15 protein-coding genes and 1 riboswitch are annotated in these 16878 nt (G+C 43.0%); of the genes, 13 read left to right on the top strand and 2 right to left on the bottom strand.

What is annotated here, in order from left to right; translation table 11 throughout:
- The 11 genes from NST91_RS24125 to NST91_RS24075 all read left to right on the top strand — a co-directional run bounded on the left by NST91_RS24125 (position 1) and on the right by NST91_RS24075 (position 12938).
- Positions 1 to 231: a DUF1659 domain-containing protein gene (locus tag NST91_RS24125; RefSeq protein WP_121449197.1), complete on the top strand. Its 231-nt coding sequence runs from the start codon at positions 1 to 3 to the stop codon at positions 229 to 231.
- 36 nt (positions 232 to 267) lie between these two features.
- Entirely contained in the window at positions 268 to 483 is a 216-nt protein-coding gene (locus NST91_RS24120) for a DUF2922 domain-containing protein (RefSeq protein WP_341333184.1), read from the top strand.
- 61 nt (positions 484 to 544) lie between these two features.
- Entirely contained in the window at positions 545 to 715 is a 171-nt protein-coding gene (locus tag NST91_RS24115; RefSeq protein WP_121449195.1) for a YvrJ family protein, read from the top strand.
- Between the two features lie 313 nt (positions 716 to 1028).
- Positions 1029 to 6134 carry a LysM peptidoglycan-binding domain-containing protein gene (locus NST91_RS24110; RefSeq protein ID WP_341333183.1) on the top strand — a complete coding sequence of 1702 codons (5106 nt, stop codon included), beginning with the start codon at positions 1029 to 1031 and terminating at the stop codon, positions 6132 to 6134.
- The gene (locus tag NST91_RS24105; RefSeq protein ID WP_341333182.1) at positions 6131 to 6415 is read left to right on the top strand and encodes a LysM peptidoglycan-binding domain-containing protein; all 285 of its coding nucleotides are present in this window, start codon (positions 6131 to 6133) and stop codon (positions 6413 to 6415) included. Before NST91_RS24110 ends, NST91_RS24105 begins: the two co-directional genes overlap by 4 nt.
- Before the next feature lie 846 nt (positions 6416 to 7261).
- Positions 7262 to 8356, top strand: a complete 1095-nt coding sequence (locus NST91_RS24100) for a YecA family protein (protein WP_341333181.1) — start codon at positions 7262 to 7264, stop codon at positions 8354 to 8356.
- 145 nt (positions 8357 to 8501) lie between these two features.
- Positions 8502 to 8867: a hypothetical protein gene (locus NST91_RS24095; protein ID WP_341333180.1), complete on the top strand. Its 366-nt coding sequence runs from the start codon at positions 8502 to 8504 to the stop codon at positions 8865 to 8867.
- 129 nt (positions 8868 to 8996) lie between these two features.
- Positions 8997 to 9125 carry a YwzD family small protein gene (locus NST91_RS24090; RefSeq protein ID WP_341333179.1) on the top strand — a complete coding sequence of 43 codons (129 nt, stop codon included), beginning with the start codon at positions 8997 to 8999 and terminating at the stop codon, positions 9123 to 9125.
- A 317-nt stretch (positions 9126 to 9442) separates the two neighbouring features.
- A complete protein-coding gene (locus tag NST91_RS24085; protein ID WP_341333178.1) occupies positions 9443 to 10414 on the top strand; it encodes a Gfo/Idh/MocA family protein in 972 nt (323 codons plus the stop codon).
- A gap of 338 nt (positions 10415 to 10752) precedes the next feature.
- A riboswitch (cyclic di-GMP riboswitch) is annotated at positions 10753 to 10838 on the top strand.
- An 88-nt stretch (positions 10839 to 10926) separates the two neighbouring features.
- Positions 10927 to 12603 carry a methyl-accepting chemotaxis protein gene (locus tag NST91_RS24080; RefSeq protein ID WP_341333177.1) on the top strand — a complete coding sequence of 559 codons (1677 nt, stop codon included), beginning with the start codon at positions 10927 to 10929 and terminating at the stop codon, positions 12601 to 12603.
- A 185-nt stretch (positions 12604 to 12788) separates the two neighbouring features.
- A complete protein-coding gene (locus tag NST91_RS24075; RefSeq protein WP_341333176.1) occupies positions 12789 to 12938 on the top strand; it encodes a hypothetical protein in 150 nt (49 codons plus the stop codon).
- A gap of 88 nt (positions 12939 to 13026) precedes the next feature.
- On the opposite strand, the gene NST91_RS24070 is transcribed toward NST91_RS24075, so the two are convergent.
- Together NST91_RS24070 and tagU are read right to left on the bottom strand one after the other, a co-directional pair.
- The gene (locus NST91_RS24070) at positions 13027 to 13482 is read right to left on the bottom strand and encodes a hypothetical protein (RefSeq protein WP_341333175.1); all 456 of its coding nucleotides are present in this window, start codon (positions 13480 to 13482) and stop codon (positions 13027 to 13029) included.
- 178 nt (positions 13483 to 13660) lie between these two features.
- On the bottom strand, positions 13661 to 14593 hold the full coding sequence (gene tagU, locus NST91_RS24065) for a polyisoprenyl-teichoic acid--peptidoglycan teichoic acid transferase TagU (RefSeq protein ID WP_341333174.1): 933 nt from the start codon (positions 14591 to 14593) through the stop codon (positions 13661 to 13663).
- Positions 14594 to 14951: 358 nt separating this feature from the next.
- Here tagU and rbsK point away from each other — a divergent pair, with 358 nt between their 5' ends.
- Positions 14952 to 15884 carry a ribokinase gene (rbsK, locus tag NST91_RS24060; protein WP_341333173.1) on the top strand — a complete coding sequence of 311 codons (933 nt, stop codon included), beginning with the start codon at positions 14952 to 14954 and terminating at the stop codon, positions 15882 to 15884.
- A gap of 41 nt (positions 15885 to 15925) precedes the next feature.
- Positions 15926 to 16852 carry a nucleoside hydrolase gene (locus NST91_RS24055; protein ID WP_341333172.1) on the top strand — a complete coding sequence of 309 codons (927 nt, stop codon included), beginning with the start codon at positions 15926 to 15928 and terminating at the stop codon, positions 16850 to 16852.
- Positions 16853 to 16878: the final 26 nt, after the last annotated feature.

Genomic DNA, 16878 nt, shown 5'->3' with positions numbered 1-16878 from the left:
ATGGCAGCAAAACAAGAGATTCTAGATACACAGTTACGTCTTGTGTTTGAAAACGGTGTGGACAGTAAGGGTAAGCTTATCTATAAAAACAAAAACTATAACAACATTAACCCTTCTGTATCTGCGGATGATTTACATGCAGTTGCAACAGCAATCATCGGTCTTCAAACATTAGAACTATCTGACATTGAGCGTAACGATAGCTTTATGTTAGTAGGCACTGCAGAGTAATCTTTATGTTGAATTTTAAGAAAGGGGGAGTAACGAATGGCAAAAACACTAGAAATGCAGTTTACGAATTTGGGTGGGAAAACAGCAACCGTTTCGATTGAAAATCCAGTGGAACCAGTAGATGTACAAGCTGTCAATGCAGCAATGGATTTAATCGTAGCGACGGATGCGTTCCTAACATCTGGTGGACCAATTGTAGCAAAAAAAGGCGCACGTATTGTAGAGCGCAATGTTGAAGAAGTTCAATTGTAATGAAATTGGAGCCAGCTCTCTTTTGAGAGTTGGCTTTACTTTTAGAAAGGAGGAAAATGGGGTGGATCAGCTACTGCCTTTTATCCAGGAGGTTGGCTTTCCAGTCGTCGTGACATTCTATCTGCTGCATCGAATCGAAACAAAGCTTGATAGTGTCATAGACTCGATTCAAATGCTGCCACAAAGCATGAAGGCCGAACCACCATTTGATACGAAGAAAAATATATCGTAGAGAGCAGACACCTGACTTGGATGAGTCGGGTGTTTTTTATAGAGGTAAACTGGTCGAAAGTCTAAAAAAAGGAATGAATAAAATGGAAGTTGAGAAACTAAGACGAGAAGTATCAACGTTATTCAGTGGATTCGAATCTGTCTGAATAACGGGCCTCCGGCGGATGCCACGATTTTTTGAGGAAACCTATCGAGCGAAGAACAAAGGTTTAGAGCGCAACATCCTGTTGCAACGTCTTTGTGACCCACATCGTGTGGGCCTAAAAAATCGGGCGCAAATAAGCCAGGGCGCATTTGATTAGGAGGTGTTTCGTTTGGAGATTCGAGGGTATAAGCTAGAAAAAAATAATAATGAATATACACTAGTTGTCTATGTGGAGTCTCATATGACAGAGTTCGCCTCTGAGTTTGGCAACCATATTCATGAGGAAAGAAAGGAACTGAACACACAAATTCGCCATCTTGCAAAAGAAAAGTTCCCGCACCTGCCGGTTAGGATGGCAAAGGTGATAGCGGGTTCGATGCTAATCACCACTTTTTACTTAGGAACAACAGCGCCAAATGTGGGAGCGCAAACCACTAGTGGGCAAACACAGTCCATCTATGATATGTACACAGTAAAAGCGGGTGATACGCTTTACTCGATTGCGACTCGCTACAATGTATCGGTCGATTCGATCAAAAAAATCAATGGGCTTACATCAAATATGTTATTTGTCGGTCAACAACTAAGGCTACCGTTCTTTACATATAACGTTAGCTCAGGCGATACATTGTATAGTATTGCAAAGCGATATAACACGACAGTAGACCAAATTCGTAGTACAAACCAATTAAAATCTGACATGCTGATGATTGGCCAAAAACTGAGAATTCCGCAACTCCAGGCGGCAAGTACGACTACACCACCGCCAGCTGAAGAGACAGTAGCAACACCACCGCCGACAGAAGGGACAATTGCAACACCACCCGTCGGAGAAACTATACCTACACCGGCACCAACGACGGAAACATCAACCTATACGGTTAAAGCAGGTGATACGTTGTATGGGATTTCTGTAAAAGTTGGTACGACCGTTGATCAGTTGAAGTCACTTAATCATTTGACGACAAATGTGCTTAGCATTGGGCAGGTATTGAAGGTTCCAGGGACGACGAGCCAAGTACAGCCTGAGGAAACGGCACCTACACCGACTGAACCAGAACCTGCACCGACAAATCCAGCTCCGGCTACATCGTATACGGTTGTGGCAGGCGATACTTTATATAGTATTTCGCAACGATTTGGCGTATCGGTAGGCGATATACAAGCAGCAAACAATTTATCTTCAACAAATTTATCGATCGGCCAGGTGTTGGCGATACCGGGGGAGGTGACTGCTCCAGAAGCACCGTTGCCTCCACCAGAGGAGCCAACCGTTGTACCAGAAGAGCCTGAGTCACCGCCTGCAGACACTACTGCACCAATCGTGCCTACACTTGCGTCAATTCCATTGGTTTCAACAGCGAATCAATCAAATCTTAAGGTGACGGGTGCAACCGAGGCAAACGCGTTAGTAACGCTTCGAATAACTAACGAAGTTAACGAGCCAAAGACGATTCAGGTTAAAGCAGATGGAAATGGTGCGTTTCAGACAGGAATTGATCTTTCCGGTTTCCAGGATGGCTCACTAACAATCGCAGCAACAGCGACGGATGAAGCAGGAAACAAGAGCACGGAAGCAATCCAAACCATTAAAAAAGACACAAAAATAGATGCGCCAACCATGGTTAATACGCAAATCATCAATAGTCAATCTACGTCTGCTTATCCTGTAAGAGGTACGGCTGAGCCTGCGTCGCGAGTGCAAATTGTCTTTTTTGATGGAGTGAATACACCAATTACCACTGAGGTACTGGCGAATGAAAAAGGAGAATTTAGTGCGTTAGTTAACCTTGGTCAATTGCGTGATGGCCCAATTGCAATCACCACAAAGGCCGTGGATTCATTTGGTAACGAAAGTGGTATAACAAAACTAACAGTGAAAAAAGATACCACTATTGATGCACCCGTTTTTCAGGAACTTGCGAGCATCACGAATGAAAATGCGAACGGATATACATTTGCAGGAACAGCGGAGCCAAACTCAACCATTACGATTCGCGCCACAGATGGTGTGAACACAGCCGTAGAAACGATGACTTCAACAGGTGCGAATGGTGAGTTTCGGACAAATTTAGATTTATCAGGTCTAAAGGATGGAGCGATCATGGTTACTGCAACCGCCACTGATGAAGCTCAAAATAGTTCGCAACAGCAGCAGGTAACCGTAACAAAAGACACTTTCGTAGGTGAGCCTGTACTTGATACAGGGCAAACGGTTACGACACAAAATGCGAATAGCTATACGTTGGTTGGGATGGCCGACTCAGGTTCCACTGTACAAATTGTTCTATCTGATGGGGTAAACCCTGAGATAACAGTAAAAGCTGTAGCGAACGACAGTGGTGAGTTTCGGACCAATGTTGACCTGCGCAACTTGAATGATGGGGAAATTTTTATCACGGCAAGTGCAATCGATGAGCACGGAAATCGTAGCAAAATTGAGCAAACGACCTTAATCAAGGAAACGACTCTTGCGCCGCCAGTGATTAGCAATACCGAGATAATTAATAGTAAAAATGCATCAAGTTATCACATTTTTGGTATGGCACAGCCAGGTACAACCGTTGATATCACAGTGTCTGATGGGGTGAATCCTGATATTATCACATCTACAACAGCAAACGAAAACGGTGAGTACAATATCGCAGTTGATGTGAGCACCTTGCTAGACACAAGCCTCACGATTACGGCGTTCCAAACGAGCGCTGCCGGTATTACAAGTAATGCCAGCAATACTACGGTTGATAAAGATACCGAGGCGCCAACTGCACCCATTTTTCACAACGATCATTTCATCACCACAGAAAACCAGGCGAACTACGAGCTGCTCGGAAAAGCAGAGGCAAACACGGACATCCAAATTCGCATTTTTAACGGCAATGGACAGGAAAAAATGGTCACTGCAACTACAGATGAAAACGGGGAATACCGTGTGCCAGTTGACCTAACGGAGTTTTTAGATGGGGATTTGTCGTTTGAATTAACCCAGGTTGACCAAGCAGGAAATGTGAGTCCTGCAGTGACGAAGACTTTGATCAAGGATACCGTGGGACCAGACGAGATTAAGATGGAAACACCTCTGCCGATCTTTTCAGATAATGTTTTGGTGTATCCAATTCGAGGTGTTGTGGAGCCACATGCCACAGTCGTTGTTGAAATTTCCGATGGTGTCAATGCGATTACCAAAAAGATTGAAACGGATGGCGAAGGCAGATTTGAGGAAATCTTTGACCTAAGTACGCTCAGGGATGGCAAACTCAAGGCTACTTTCCGTGCGACAGATAACGCAGGGAATGTTGGTGAAGCGCAAACATTTACGCTAGAAAAAGATACAGCAGCACCGGCCGGTGTAGTGACGAATAAGCCTGTATATGTCAACAGCGGGAACATGTCCAATTTTACAATTACGGGCTCAAGCGTTGAAGAAGGCGCAACTGTTGAGATGGTAGTGAGCGATGGGACGACAACGGTGAGGCAGACTGCTCAGGTTGTAAACGGGGCTTTCCGGGCCAGTTTTAACCTTTCGGGGCTGAAGGACGGGCCATTAACCTTTGAAGCACGACAAACTGACCGTGCTGGAAATAGAAGCATCGTTGAAGCGACAACAATTGTGAAGGATACGGTGGTTGAAAATGCAATCGCAACGAAAAATGGCTTCCGTTATGAAAACCTGCAGTACATTTATACCGTCATTGGAACCGCTGAGGCAAATGCAAAGGTGGAGGTTTCCCTCTTTGATGCCAATAAGAAGGTGCTGGTAACGCGAATTGCGAATGCAGACAAAAATGGATTTTATTCCTTAGATATATTTGTCGACAATGTCTCTAAGGTTGCTTCGGCATCTGTTATCCAAACCGATGTCGCTGGAAATAAGAGTGAGGTGACGAATGTTTCGTTAAGTTCATACACAGTTACGCAGGGCGATTCCTTGTATGCCGTGGCAAAGCGCTATAATACAACCGTTGATGCATTGATGTCGCTAAACAATTTGACGAGTAGTACGATACAGCCGAATCAGACATTGCGCCTGCCGATTACGGCGAGTGAAGTTGTCAATCTTGGGTACATGTATTTTGGTAATACGAAGCAGTATGTGAGTACGGTAAATTCCACAGGACATGCGGTAAACATTGTGTCGCCAAGTTATTTTGATATTAACGCGGATGGAACGCTGAAACTTACTTACCAGGTAGATCCGAATTTTGTCGAGACAATGCACCGCCAAGGAATTCGTGTTGTTCCGTTTTTAAGTAATCACTGGAATCGTGATGTCGGTCGTGCCATGCTTGCAAACAAGGAGCTTGCGGCTCAGCAAATTGCCGATGCGATCGCGCGCTACAACTTGGATGGTGTCAATGTAGATATTGAAAATGTGACGGATGCTGACCGTGCAAATTATACGGAATTTGTAAGATTGCTACGTGAAAAAATCCCACCGACAAAGGAAGTTTCAGTTGCGGTGGCAGCGAATCCAAATGGCTGGACAGCAGGCTGGCATGGGTCATATGACTACACAAGTCTTGCGAAGTATGCCGATTATCTCATGATTATGGCGTACGATGAGAGCTATCAGGGAGGAGATCCTGGGTCAGTCGCAAGTTATTCGTGGGTTGAAAAGTCAATCCAGTATGCGCTCGCGCAAAATGTAGCGCCAGATAAAATTGTCCTTGGCATTGCGCATTTTGGACGCTATTGGATTGAGGGTCAAAGCTATGGCGGTTACGGAATTTCGAACACGCAGGTCCAGACGATGATTGATCGCTATAATGGGACCGTTGTATTTGACGAAGTGAGTAAAACGCCAAAAGCGATTATCACGATTAAAAAAGGCGATCCTGTGACAGTAATAAACGGCACGACACTTTCTCCGGGCACTTATACGATATGGTTTGAAAATGAAGAGTCCATTAGTAAGAAGCTTGAGCTTGTCGGCAAATATAATATTCGCGGTGTCGGCAACTGGAGTCTCGGCCAGGAAAATAAAAATGTCTGGAACAGTTACACGACGACATTGCCAAACACCGTTCCTGTCGTGTCACCAGTGTATACGGGGCCAACTCAAAACTATAAAACATATACCGTATCGGCAGGCGATACACTCTGGGGAATCGCTAATCGAAACGATACAACCGTAAGCGAATTGCGGGAAGCGAATGGCCTAACGACAGATTTACTGTATGTGGTCAAGTCTTACGGATTCCAACGGACGAGGCTAGTGTGGTTACACCACCTGCTACGCCTGAAACTGGCACTACTGCACCGGTGTATACGGTGAATTATACAGTAGTAGCGGGCGATACGCTGTCAGGAATTGCTGTTAAAAATGGCACAACCGTGACCGCCATTAAAAATGCCAACAACTTAACATCGGACATGATCTACATTGGGCAAGTATTAAAAGTCCCAACAAACGTTGTGGTTCACACTGTGGCATCCGGCGAAACCTTGTATGGTATCGCCAAGCGATATAACACGACCGTTGCAAACATTAAGACAACCAATAACTTAACAAGCGACATACTCAGTATCGGACAAACGTTGAAGATCCAGGTTTAGATTGAAGACCCGAATGCCTTTTGTGGCATTCGGTTTTTTGGTAGTGGGAGCGAATTTGGGCTAGTGGCAGTAAAATTTGATTAGTGGCAGTATTTTTGGGCTAGTGGCAGTATTTTGAGATTAGTGGTAGTAAATCTGGAATAGCGGCAGTATTCCGGCTAGTGACAGTAAATTTCAAACAGTGACAGTATTTCTGGGATAGTGATAGTATTTTGAGATTAGTGACAGTAAATCCCCGGTGCATTTACCTCGCAAAATTTGAGGCGAAGCGCTATCGTCCATAAATTCTGTTTATCAGCCATAATTTTCGATTATCGGCCGAAAAAATCATTTATTGGCCATAAAATTTAATTATTAGCCGTAAATCTTTGTTCCAGTTATTAGATTGTCTTTATTTTAATGGTTGTGTTGAAGTTGATATTATAAAATTAGAACCTCCAAATATTTGGAGGTTCTATTCCGTAAAACACCCTATAGTTACGCATTTTATTCTCCTCCTTATATGTAAATCGACAATGCATTTACCTCGCAAAATTTGAGGCAAGCGCTATCGTCCATAAATTCTGTTTATCAGCCATATTTTTCGATTATCGGCCGAAAACGTCATTTATTGGCCATAAAATTTAAATATTAGCCGTAAATCTTTGTTCAAGTTATTAGATTGTCTTTATTTTAATAAAAACAATCATCTACCTTTGCCGATAGCAAGTATAATAATGCTGATTTTCACAGGTAAGATAAGAAATATTAACAATAGAATGAATTTATCGCCAATTGGCCACAACACCCACTGATATATCCAGAAGATGTGATATGATAGTGTCATAGGATAACAGAGAAGGGTGAATGAATTTCATGAAGGTAGCGGGACGGAATGACCAGTGCACGTGCGGGAGTGGAAAAAAGTATAAAAGATGCTGCGGACGGTCTACGGTTGTTTCCATTGATCAAGTCGTTGAAAATGAACTGAACGATGTCCAACATGATATGTTCCAGTACGCCATCCATTTGTATGAAGAGTTTTTTGATGACGTTCTGGATCAGTATAGTGATATTTTTGATGAGCTTCCAGATGATGTCTATGATTTATTTTCATTCTTTTCGCGCGTTTGGATCATTAGTTCGATTCCGACTGATGGAAAAACGATTTTGGAAGAGTATGTTGATATTTACGGTCCAAAATATAGCCGCCCACGAACACGCGACCTTTTACAGAGATGGAAGGCTGCAAGACCGTCTGCATATACCGTGACAGAGCTTGATGAGCAAAGAACGTATATGAAGGTTCAGGATATTTTTACGGGTGAGCAGCATCAAGTGCGAATTTATGAGATGGAAACAGATGTGGAGGCAGGCTATTTTGTGTTCGGAACGTTGTTGCCTGCAGGTGCGAATTCAATCTTTTTCCCGACATTTCTTGAATTGCCAACGGAATATGCGGGCGATATGCGAAACATGATTCTTGAACTCTTTGAAAAAAGCAGTGAGACCAGTCCAGTTGAGTTTATGTCCAATGAATTTATCGATGTATTCATGGTTTTTATGTTCGGAAAGGCGAAAGTAACGGCGGATGATTACCACTGGCAGACCTCCAAACAGCGAGAGGTCGCCGAAATGTTTCAGATTCGGATGAAAGAGTACGATTATGACGAGGAAATCGTAGGAATTGGTCTTTCACTATGGCATAAATACTGCGAACGCAAAAACCCAAGGATTATTAAAACAGGCATTTATGAGGCAGCTTTGGTCTATATGCTTGAAATGATCTATCCGTATGAAGGTCTTTCTACGCATGAGGAACTTGCGGAAGAATTTGATGTGTCGCCAAGCAGCATCTCGACAAAATTTAGAGAACTCGAAAAAGTCCTTCAGGAAGAGCTTGAGAAATACGATGAAATGATCAATGGCCCTGATCTAGATGATGAATTTTTATTCGATTAAAACCGTGACAATCCATTTGATGGGTTGTTTTTTTGGGGTTAAAAGAAGTGTGCATCCGACCTTAGTACCATTTTTACAGAAAATAAAGGAATTTGTCGATTTCTGTGTAATCTGTAGAATGTAGCTACTAAAGGGAGGGTTTGAAATGAGGAATTTTGTCAAAGTTTTGGGAATCGTGCTTGTGTTGTTAATGCTTGTACTACCTGGAAATACTGCATTTGCTCATGGGGATGATTGCGGATGTGGCGACTATTTGCAAGGAGCAGAGCGTAACAAGGCGGTTGCGAGCATATTGAAATCGAATGAATTTAAAGTGGTGAAAGCAGATAAAAAGAGTAACGGATACCAGTTTGTCGGGGCTAATCAGATTATGGCAATAAAAATGCCTAACTCTGAGGGGAAAGTCTACACAATGGTCGCTGTTCCGTTTGTTCACGAAAATGGCGAAGTGTTATTATCAGTTTTTGCGGATGGAGTTCATATGGGTGACGGACCTCCTCCAATACAATAAGTAAGTTTTGATCCCTGACAAATCGTTAGGGTTTTTTTGTTAAAATTTTGTCACAATTTTCCTTTGCAAAGTTTGCTGAATAGTGTAAAATGGATTTTAATTGGAAAATGAAAATGGTAGGTAAAAAGTATGAGTTCTGAACAACTTTTAAAAATAATGGTAGACATTCAGAAAAAAGTAGAAGAAACATCTTCTATCACAACTGAAGAGGTTATGCAGGATCTAATTGGTAAATTAAAAGATTGCCAGTCTGCATAATTCGATATGAACTTTAAGGATGAAGTCAGAGGATGAACTCTGGCTTTTTTTGTTTCAAGATAAAACCTTTCGTAATCTCCTAAAATATGAGAATATGTAATTGTTTAGTAACTTTATTGCTTAGAAGTCCACTACTTATATTAGTAAGACAATGGTAAAAGAGTTTACAATTTAAGGAGTATAACCCTTGGCTGAATAAAGTTATGCCTCCGGCGGATGCCACGATTTTTCAGTGGACTTTTTTCGAGAAAGCTCGAAAAAAATCGGGCGCAAATACGCCAAGGCGCATTTGATTCAATAATTTAGGAGGAACTCAGATGACAAAGGTTCGTTTTGGTGTTTTATCAACCGCGAAAATTGCGAGAAATACAGTGATTCCAGCGATGGAGCGTGCACATAATGCAGAGGTTGTGGCTGTTGCGAGTGAAAGCGGGAAGGCGAAAGACTTTGCTGTTGACCTTGGCATTCCAAAGCATTATGAATCATACACCGATTTATTGAATGACCCTGAAATTGATGCGGTGTACATTCCGCTTCCAAATCAACTACATAAACAATGGGCGATTGAAGCTGCGAAGCACGGAAAACATGTGCTTTGTGAAAAGCCAGCAGCATTGACCTCACAAGACGTGGAAGAGATGGCGGCAGCTTTTAAAGAAAACAATGTGATTTTCATGGAAGCGTTCATGTATCAGTTCCATCCACAGCATAACCGTGTGAAAGAAATGATCGCAACAGGCGAAATTGGTGATGTGAAGTTAATTCGCTCAACATTCTCCTTCCTCCATGATTTGAATTCTGGAAGCATTAAGATGCAAAAGGATCTTGGTGGCGGCGTGTTATATGATGTGGGTTGCTATTGCATCCATGCAAGTCGTTTGATTACGGGTGAAGAGCCAGTTGAAGTGAAGGCAGCTGCAAACATTCACCCGGCACATGACGTCGACATTACGGCAGCAGGTACGCTGAAGTTTGAAAGTGGCGTAATTGCGAACTTTGATGTTAGCTTTGAGCAATCATTTAAGGAGCAGTATGAAGTGGTCGGCACGAAAGGTTCGATCGTAGTGAAGCATGCATTCCGTCCTGACAATGAAGGTGGAAACGGTGTGCTTGTGGTGAACAACGAAGGAGGCCAACGTGAAGAAACGGTACAAGGTGACCAGTATAAGCTTCAGGTGGAGCATTTTGCAGAAAGTGTTCTTTCTAATAAACAACCGATGTACAACCTCGATGAAACGTTGAAAAATATGCGCGTGATCGAGCAGGCACTTGCTTCCGCTCGTAACTAAAAAGTCAGCCCCCGGGCTGGCTTTTTTCGTTTCTTCCTTTTTTATCTCCCCTTACTCAAATCTATCAAAATTTCTCTCCCAAACATGTATATCTATCAAAAATCCGGCAATACTAGATTACTAGAAGATGGGACACAGGGACAGGTCCCTTGTCCCAGAAAAATGGAGGGATTCGATGATGATGAAGGTGAATGTGGAGTTACCTGAGGTTCTACCGGCGAATAAGGAAGATTTTATGAAATTGTTGCTAGAATTAGTAGTGAAAAAGTAATGGGAATTATGATGTGGTCTATTGTTGAAGAGTAGAAAAACTTATATACTAATAGAAGAAAACGTATATCAGAATAGGGCAAACTCTCCGAAAGGATTGGACGCAAAGCCTAGGGTCTACCGTACACTGTACCATGATCGCCTGGCTGCCAATAATGTACGCTTGTTGGGCCATTCTTTTAGTGATTGGTCTTATTTTTTTGCCTGAATTTCTACTATTCTACGAGGAAGAGGTACCATAGATGAAAAGTATTCGAACAAGGTTATTTGTTAGTTTTTTTGCCATTATCATCCTTTGTATAGGCTTAGCGACCTATAATTACATAGCGGTGTCCAATATGAATCAGAAAACGGACGATGTTGTGTCGGAGGAACTCTCAGTTTTACTAGAATATGATAGTTTGAAATACAATATTGCCCAGAGTATTGCGCTTGCGAGGGCGTATGTACTGTATGGGGATGATACCTATAGAAATGAGTATGATGTTTACTCGGTAGAATTTGATTTAACGGATCGAAAATTAAATGCAATGAAGGTAAAAGAGGTTGAAGAGCTTATAAGGGAAATGAAAAATTGGCGTGAATTGATGAAGGAAAAAGTTTTTGCCCCTTATGATAGCGGGGATACTGAGCTTGCGATGCATAATTTGAAGACGTATATCCAACCGAAGTCAAATGAATTGATGGAACAAGTTAAAAAGCTCACGGATGATCGAGAAAGACAGATTGTCTCAACGGGTACGGACGTTGTGAAATATGGTCAATCAGTGAACTTCGTAGGACTTCTGGTCACAGCTGCTGTGATTATTTTAGGAATTGTGATTTCGATTTATACCTCTGTGGTGATTGCTAGACCGGTAAAAAGTGTCGCAAGTCGAATGAAGGCGATTTCCAATGGCAATCTTCAATCGGAACCAATTAAAACGAAGCTCAAAGATGAAATTGGTCAGCTTGTTTTGGCGGTTAATGAGATGAATGAAAATTTAAAAGGCATGTTTAAGAAAATGGTTGTCGTCTCCGACAGTGTCACTGGTCAAAGTGAAGAATTGACCCAGTATGCGGATGAGGTTATGGCGGGCAGTCAGCAGATAGCAGTCACAATGGAGGAACTTTCACGCGGTGCAGAAGACCAGGCGACGTCTGCTACCACATTAATTGAAAAAATGTCCACGTTCTCGGACGAAATCATGCATGTAGCGGTTAAGGGCGATAGTATTAAGGAACAATCACAAGGCATGCTTGCCATGACAAACGACGGCAGTTCATATATGGAAACATCGATTCAACAAATGTCGAGCATCTATGAAAAAATGAAACAGTCACACGCGCTTGTTGTTGGTCTGGACCATAAAACAAACGAGATTACGAAGCTTGTTAAAGTTATTCAGGAGATCGCGGGGCAAACGAATCTTTTAGCATTAAACGCAGCAATCGAGGCAGCCCGCGCAGGAGAACACGGAAGAGGATTTGCGGTTGTTGCCGATGAGGTTCGAAAGCTTGCAGAACAGGTTGGTAAATCGGTCGCAGAGATCACAGAGATTGTAAAAGGTATCCAAACAGAATCAAAGCAGGTCGTTCAATCCTTAGATGACGGCTATCAATCCGTTGAAGAAGGCACCAACCAAATTCAAACGACCGGAAAAACCTTTAATGAATTGAAACGAACAATTGAAGAAATCGGTACACAAATAGAAGCAATGTCAAGCTCGTTATACGGGGTACTTGACGATACAAGAGAGATTAGCGGTGCCATCGAAGGAATTGCGGCTGTCGCTGAAGAATCAGCTGCTGGCGTTGAACAAGTATCCGCAACCGCCCAGCAATCCAGTAGCTCCATGGAAGAAGTCGCCAAAAGCGCCAAACAACTCGAAGAAAACGCCGGCGAACTAAACGAACTCATCCAAGCCTGGGACAAATAGTGCTGGGGGAAGGACCCTTAGGGCAATTTCATGTGCCAGGGTTCCAGCCGCCGCTGTAACCTCCACTTTGGGTCCCAGCTGAACCTTGGGACACAGGGACAGGTTCCTTGTCCCAGAAGGCTGATGGACTCCTCCACCAGCGAAATGGTATATTATAGAAAAAAGGGAAGAGAGGAACTTCAGTAGTGGTAAATATCGGTGACATTCTTTTTCAATTATTTGCACTTCTCGTTCCAATTAGCATAATAGTGGTACTCGTTTATGTGGTACGGTTCTCAAAGCGGGTTAAACGAATGGAAGCGAAGCTAGATGAAATATCGAAAAAAGTAGAGTAGGACTTGGGAGAGAATCCCAAGTCTTTTTTTCTGAGAGTGTTGGTGACCAGTTTTTATCTCAGAAAAAGGATGCCTGTGTTGGCATCCTTTATTTTTTAACACTTACTTTTACATTACGAAACATGAATTTGGTTTTTTCTTGTTTGTTCGTGAGTACCATCGCGTCAATCTGGGAGGTGGTATCCTGAAGCTCGACCTCAAGCTGAACCGTCCGCCACGGATCATGCAAGCCAATCACCGGCGATACCGTCTCAGCTAAAAAAGTTCCTCTTGCATCAGTCTCATCCACAAGTAAGTAAACGGCGGCCTCTCCCTTCACCTGCACCTCAAATATAATTGTTTCTCCACCTTTTACCCCTCTAGGTGAAAAAACAAATCCTTCGTTTTCCTCAGCGCCCTTCGTTTTTACCTCAAAAGTACCTTCCTCGACCTGTACGACCGTAGCGCTCACACCAAAAAAAGGTGACTTCTTCTCCGCAGCAGAAGCAGGCGATACCGAAAGAAATAATAATGCTATACAAAGTAAAAATTTGAATTTCATCATTAGGACCCTCCTTTGAAACAATGAGTCTGTTCCATTAGTATGTGGAAAAAGGAGGAAAACATGTAAGGCATAAAAAAACAACCGGTATTATAACCGGTTGTTTACAACTTCTAATTCCAAGATGTGGTGGGACAAGGGACCTGTCCCTGTGTCCCACTGAACCCCTTGGCATATCTACCTATTCAATTTCTAAGTGTTTTTTCAAGCGGGAAGAGACTGCTTGGCGCTCGTCTTCAGAGACGATCCAGTACCATGCGTCTAGGGTTTTGCCGACACCATCGATGCTGAATTGTTCAACGTTTTGACGTGCATCCTTGTAGTTCGCCTGAATAGTTTTCATTTCATCGAAGGAAATATCGGTCTTGACGTTATTGCCAAGTGCTCCGAGAATATCATCAATTTTTGTAACGGAGGAGAAGCTGGCTCCTTTGTTGATAATCCCTTGGATGACCTGCTTTTGGCGATCTTGTCGTCCGAAGTCACCACGAGGATCGTCATAGCGCATTCTTGAATATTTAAGGGCTTCTTCCCCATTTAGAGTTTGTGTTCCTTCTGAGAATGAAGCACCCTCATAAGAGAACGCGAATGAGCTGTTCACCTGGATTCCGCCAAGCGCGTCAACGATTTGCTGTAATCCTTCCATATTTACCTTTACATAGTAGTCAATCGGTACATCTAGGAAGTTCTCGACGGAATCAATTGTCATATCGACGCCACCAAATGCGTAAGCATGGTTGATTTTATCTTGAGTTCCTCTGCCGACAATTTCAACACGTGTATCACGTGGAATGCTCAACATCTGCATGGAATTCGTTTTAGGATTAACACTAACAACTATTAACGTATCAGTACGACCCTTGTCACCCGAGCGTTCATCAACACCCATGAGCAGAATGGAAATCGGATCCTTTTTATTAATATCGATTTGATTTGTTCGTTTATCTGAAGGGCCCCGTTCCTCATGCATTTTTCCTACAGTACTCGCAACAGATTGATATAAATAAACGGCATAACCACCGACGGCTAACAATAAAACAAGAGCAATTGTTCCAATAACCTTTGGCCATTTCCGTTTCGGCTTTTGTTTCGAATGTCGGTCAACACGACTCATTTCAATCAACACCTTTTTTTAGATTAGGATAATCAAAAACTGCATATTTTATTAGACGTTTTATAGAAAGAAAAGGTTTCATTTTTTGAAAAAATATTGTCTGTCTTGTACGAATTATGTCGAAAATGTTCAAAAAGGTACAAAAAAGTAATAATAATATGTAAGCTCTTCCTTATAGATTAGTAGAGATTTAAGAGAAAAAAGCCAGACTCAAAAAATTAAACTCACTTTTGCCAGTACCCGTTACATTGACTATAATAATCTATATCAAATATGGGACGCGGGGACAGGTCCCTTGTCCCAGGAAAAAAATGGTGGGACGAGGGACCTGTCCCTCTGTCCCATGGGAGGATATTAAATGAGTGCGGATGTTGTTGTGGTGGGTAGTTTGAATGTGGATATGGTGGTGAATGTGAAGGAGCGACCAGAATGGGGTGAGACGGTACTCGGTCATGGCTTTTTTACAGGAAACGGTGGGAAAGGTGGTAACCAAGCGTATGCAGCTGCGAAATTAGGGGCATCGGTCGCAATGTTGGGCTGTGTCGGGGACGATCTTTTTGGTAAGCAGCTTTTAGAAGGATTGAATGAAGTCGGGGTGGACACGTCAAATATTGAAAAGATAAGCGGCGTTTCTTCCGGCGTTGCGGTGATCAGTGTAAATGCCGAAGGAGAAAATAGTATCGTTGTTTCACCAGGCGCCAACGACCATGTGACACCAGAATATGTGTCTAAATACGAAGAGGTCATCCGTAAGGCGAAGCTTGTGATGATACAGTTGGAGATTCCTTTGGAAACGGTCATCGAAGTTGCGAATATCGCGCATACATATAATGTCCCAGTTATGCTCGACCCTGCACCTGCACGAAAGCTTCCCGATGAGCTATTAAAAAAAGTGACCTACCTTGTTCCGAATGAGAGCGAGCTAGGAGTTGTAGCGGATACGAAAATTACGGATGTGGAATCCGCTAAAAAAGCTAGCAGTTGGCTATTGGATAGAGGTGTTGGGACTGTTTTTGCTAAGCTTGGCGGAAAAGGCGTTGTTGTGTCTAGGGAAGAAGACACGTTTGCTGTCAAACCTCACGCTGTGGATGCGGTTGATACAACAGCAGCTGGTGATGCATTCGCTGGCGCACTTGCCACAGCGCTTGCTGGCGGCAAAAGTCTGCAAGAAGCAACGGAATTTGCAAATGCAGTTGGTGCCCTAACCGTCACCAAAAAAGGCGCTCAAGCCTCAATGCCAACACTAGAAGAAACAAACAAATTACTAGGGACAGGTGACAATGGCCAGTAGTGGGTCACACGACCTGTCCCTCTGTCCCAGGGAGGTAAATGATGAAGAAGGTTATTTTTGATGTAGATACGGGGATTGATGATGCAATGGCGATTGCGTATGCAGTGAACTCGCCGGAGCTTGATATTATTGGGTTAACGACATGCTATGGAAATGTCGCAGTTGATGAGGCAACCAGAAACACATTGGCTGTTTTAGAAAAGCTAGGTAGAAACATCCCGGTATTTGCGGGTGCGGACAAGCCCCTAAATCGAAATCCGCGTGAAGGCTTTGCGAAACATGTGCATGGGGAAGATGGATTAGGGAATGTATTGGATTTTGAACCTCAAACATCAGCGAAATCAGAGTATGCGGTAGATTACATCATTGAACAGGTCAAAAAGCTACCTCATGAAGTAACAATTATTGCCGTTGGGCCGTTGACAAACCTGGCCTTAGCGGTTCAAAAGGCACCGGAGATTGTGGAGCTGGTCTCCGACGTGGTGATTATGGGCGGAGCAGTTTTTGTACCAGGGAACGTAAACCCATATGCAGAGGCGAATATTTTTACAGATCCTGAAGCTGCGGAAGTCGTGTTCGCATCAGGATTACCGATCACCTTAGTCGGATTAGACGTGACGATGCAAACCTTGTTGCCAAGACAAAATGTGGATGCGTGGCGAAATGCTGGCTCCGAAGTCGGGGAGTTTTTTGCGAATATGGTCAGCTTTTATCATGATTTTTATGAATGTGCTAATCCTGGAATTGGCGGGTGTGGTCTCCATGACCCGTTGGCAGTCGGTGTGGCTATTGACCCGAGTTTAGTGAAAACAAATTACATAGGAGTTGGCGTCATTACTGAAGGAGAAGAAGACGGCAGAACGGTGCCACTTTCAGAAGAAGAAGAGCCTAAAATCAATGTCTGTACAGAGGTTGACGCACCAAGATTCTTAGAACACTTTCTAAAAAGAATGCCTGCAGGCCAATAAAAAAATTTCAAGCCCATGCTCTTAAA

Origin of the sequence: Ferdinandcohnia sp. FSL W7-1320 (assembly GCF_038050315.1) — a bacterium.
Lineage (GTDB): Bacteria > Bacillota > Bacilli > Bacillales > Bacillaceae_L > Ferdinandcohnia > Ferdinandcohnia aciditolerans.
Note: the sequence above shows the minus strand (reverse complement) of the source record. Positions and strands in the feature narration are given on the sequence as shown.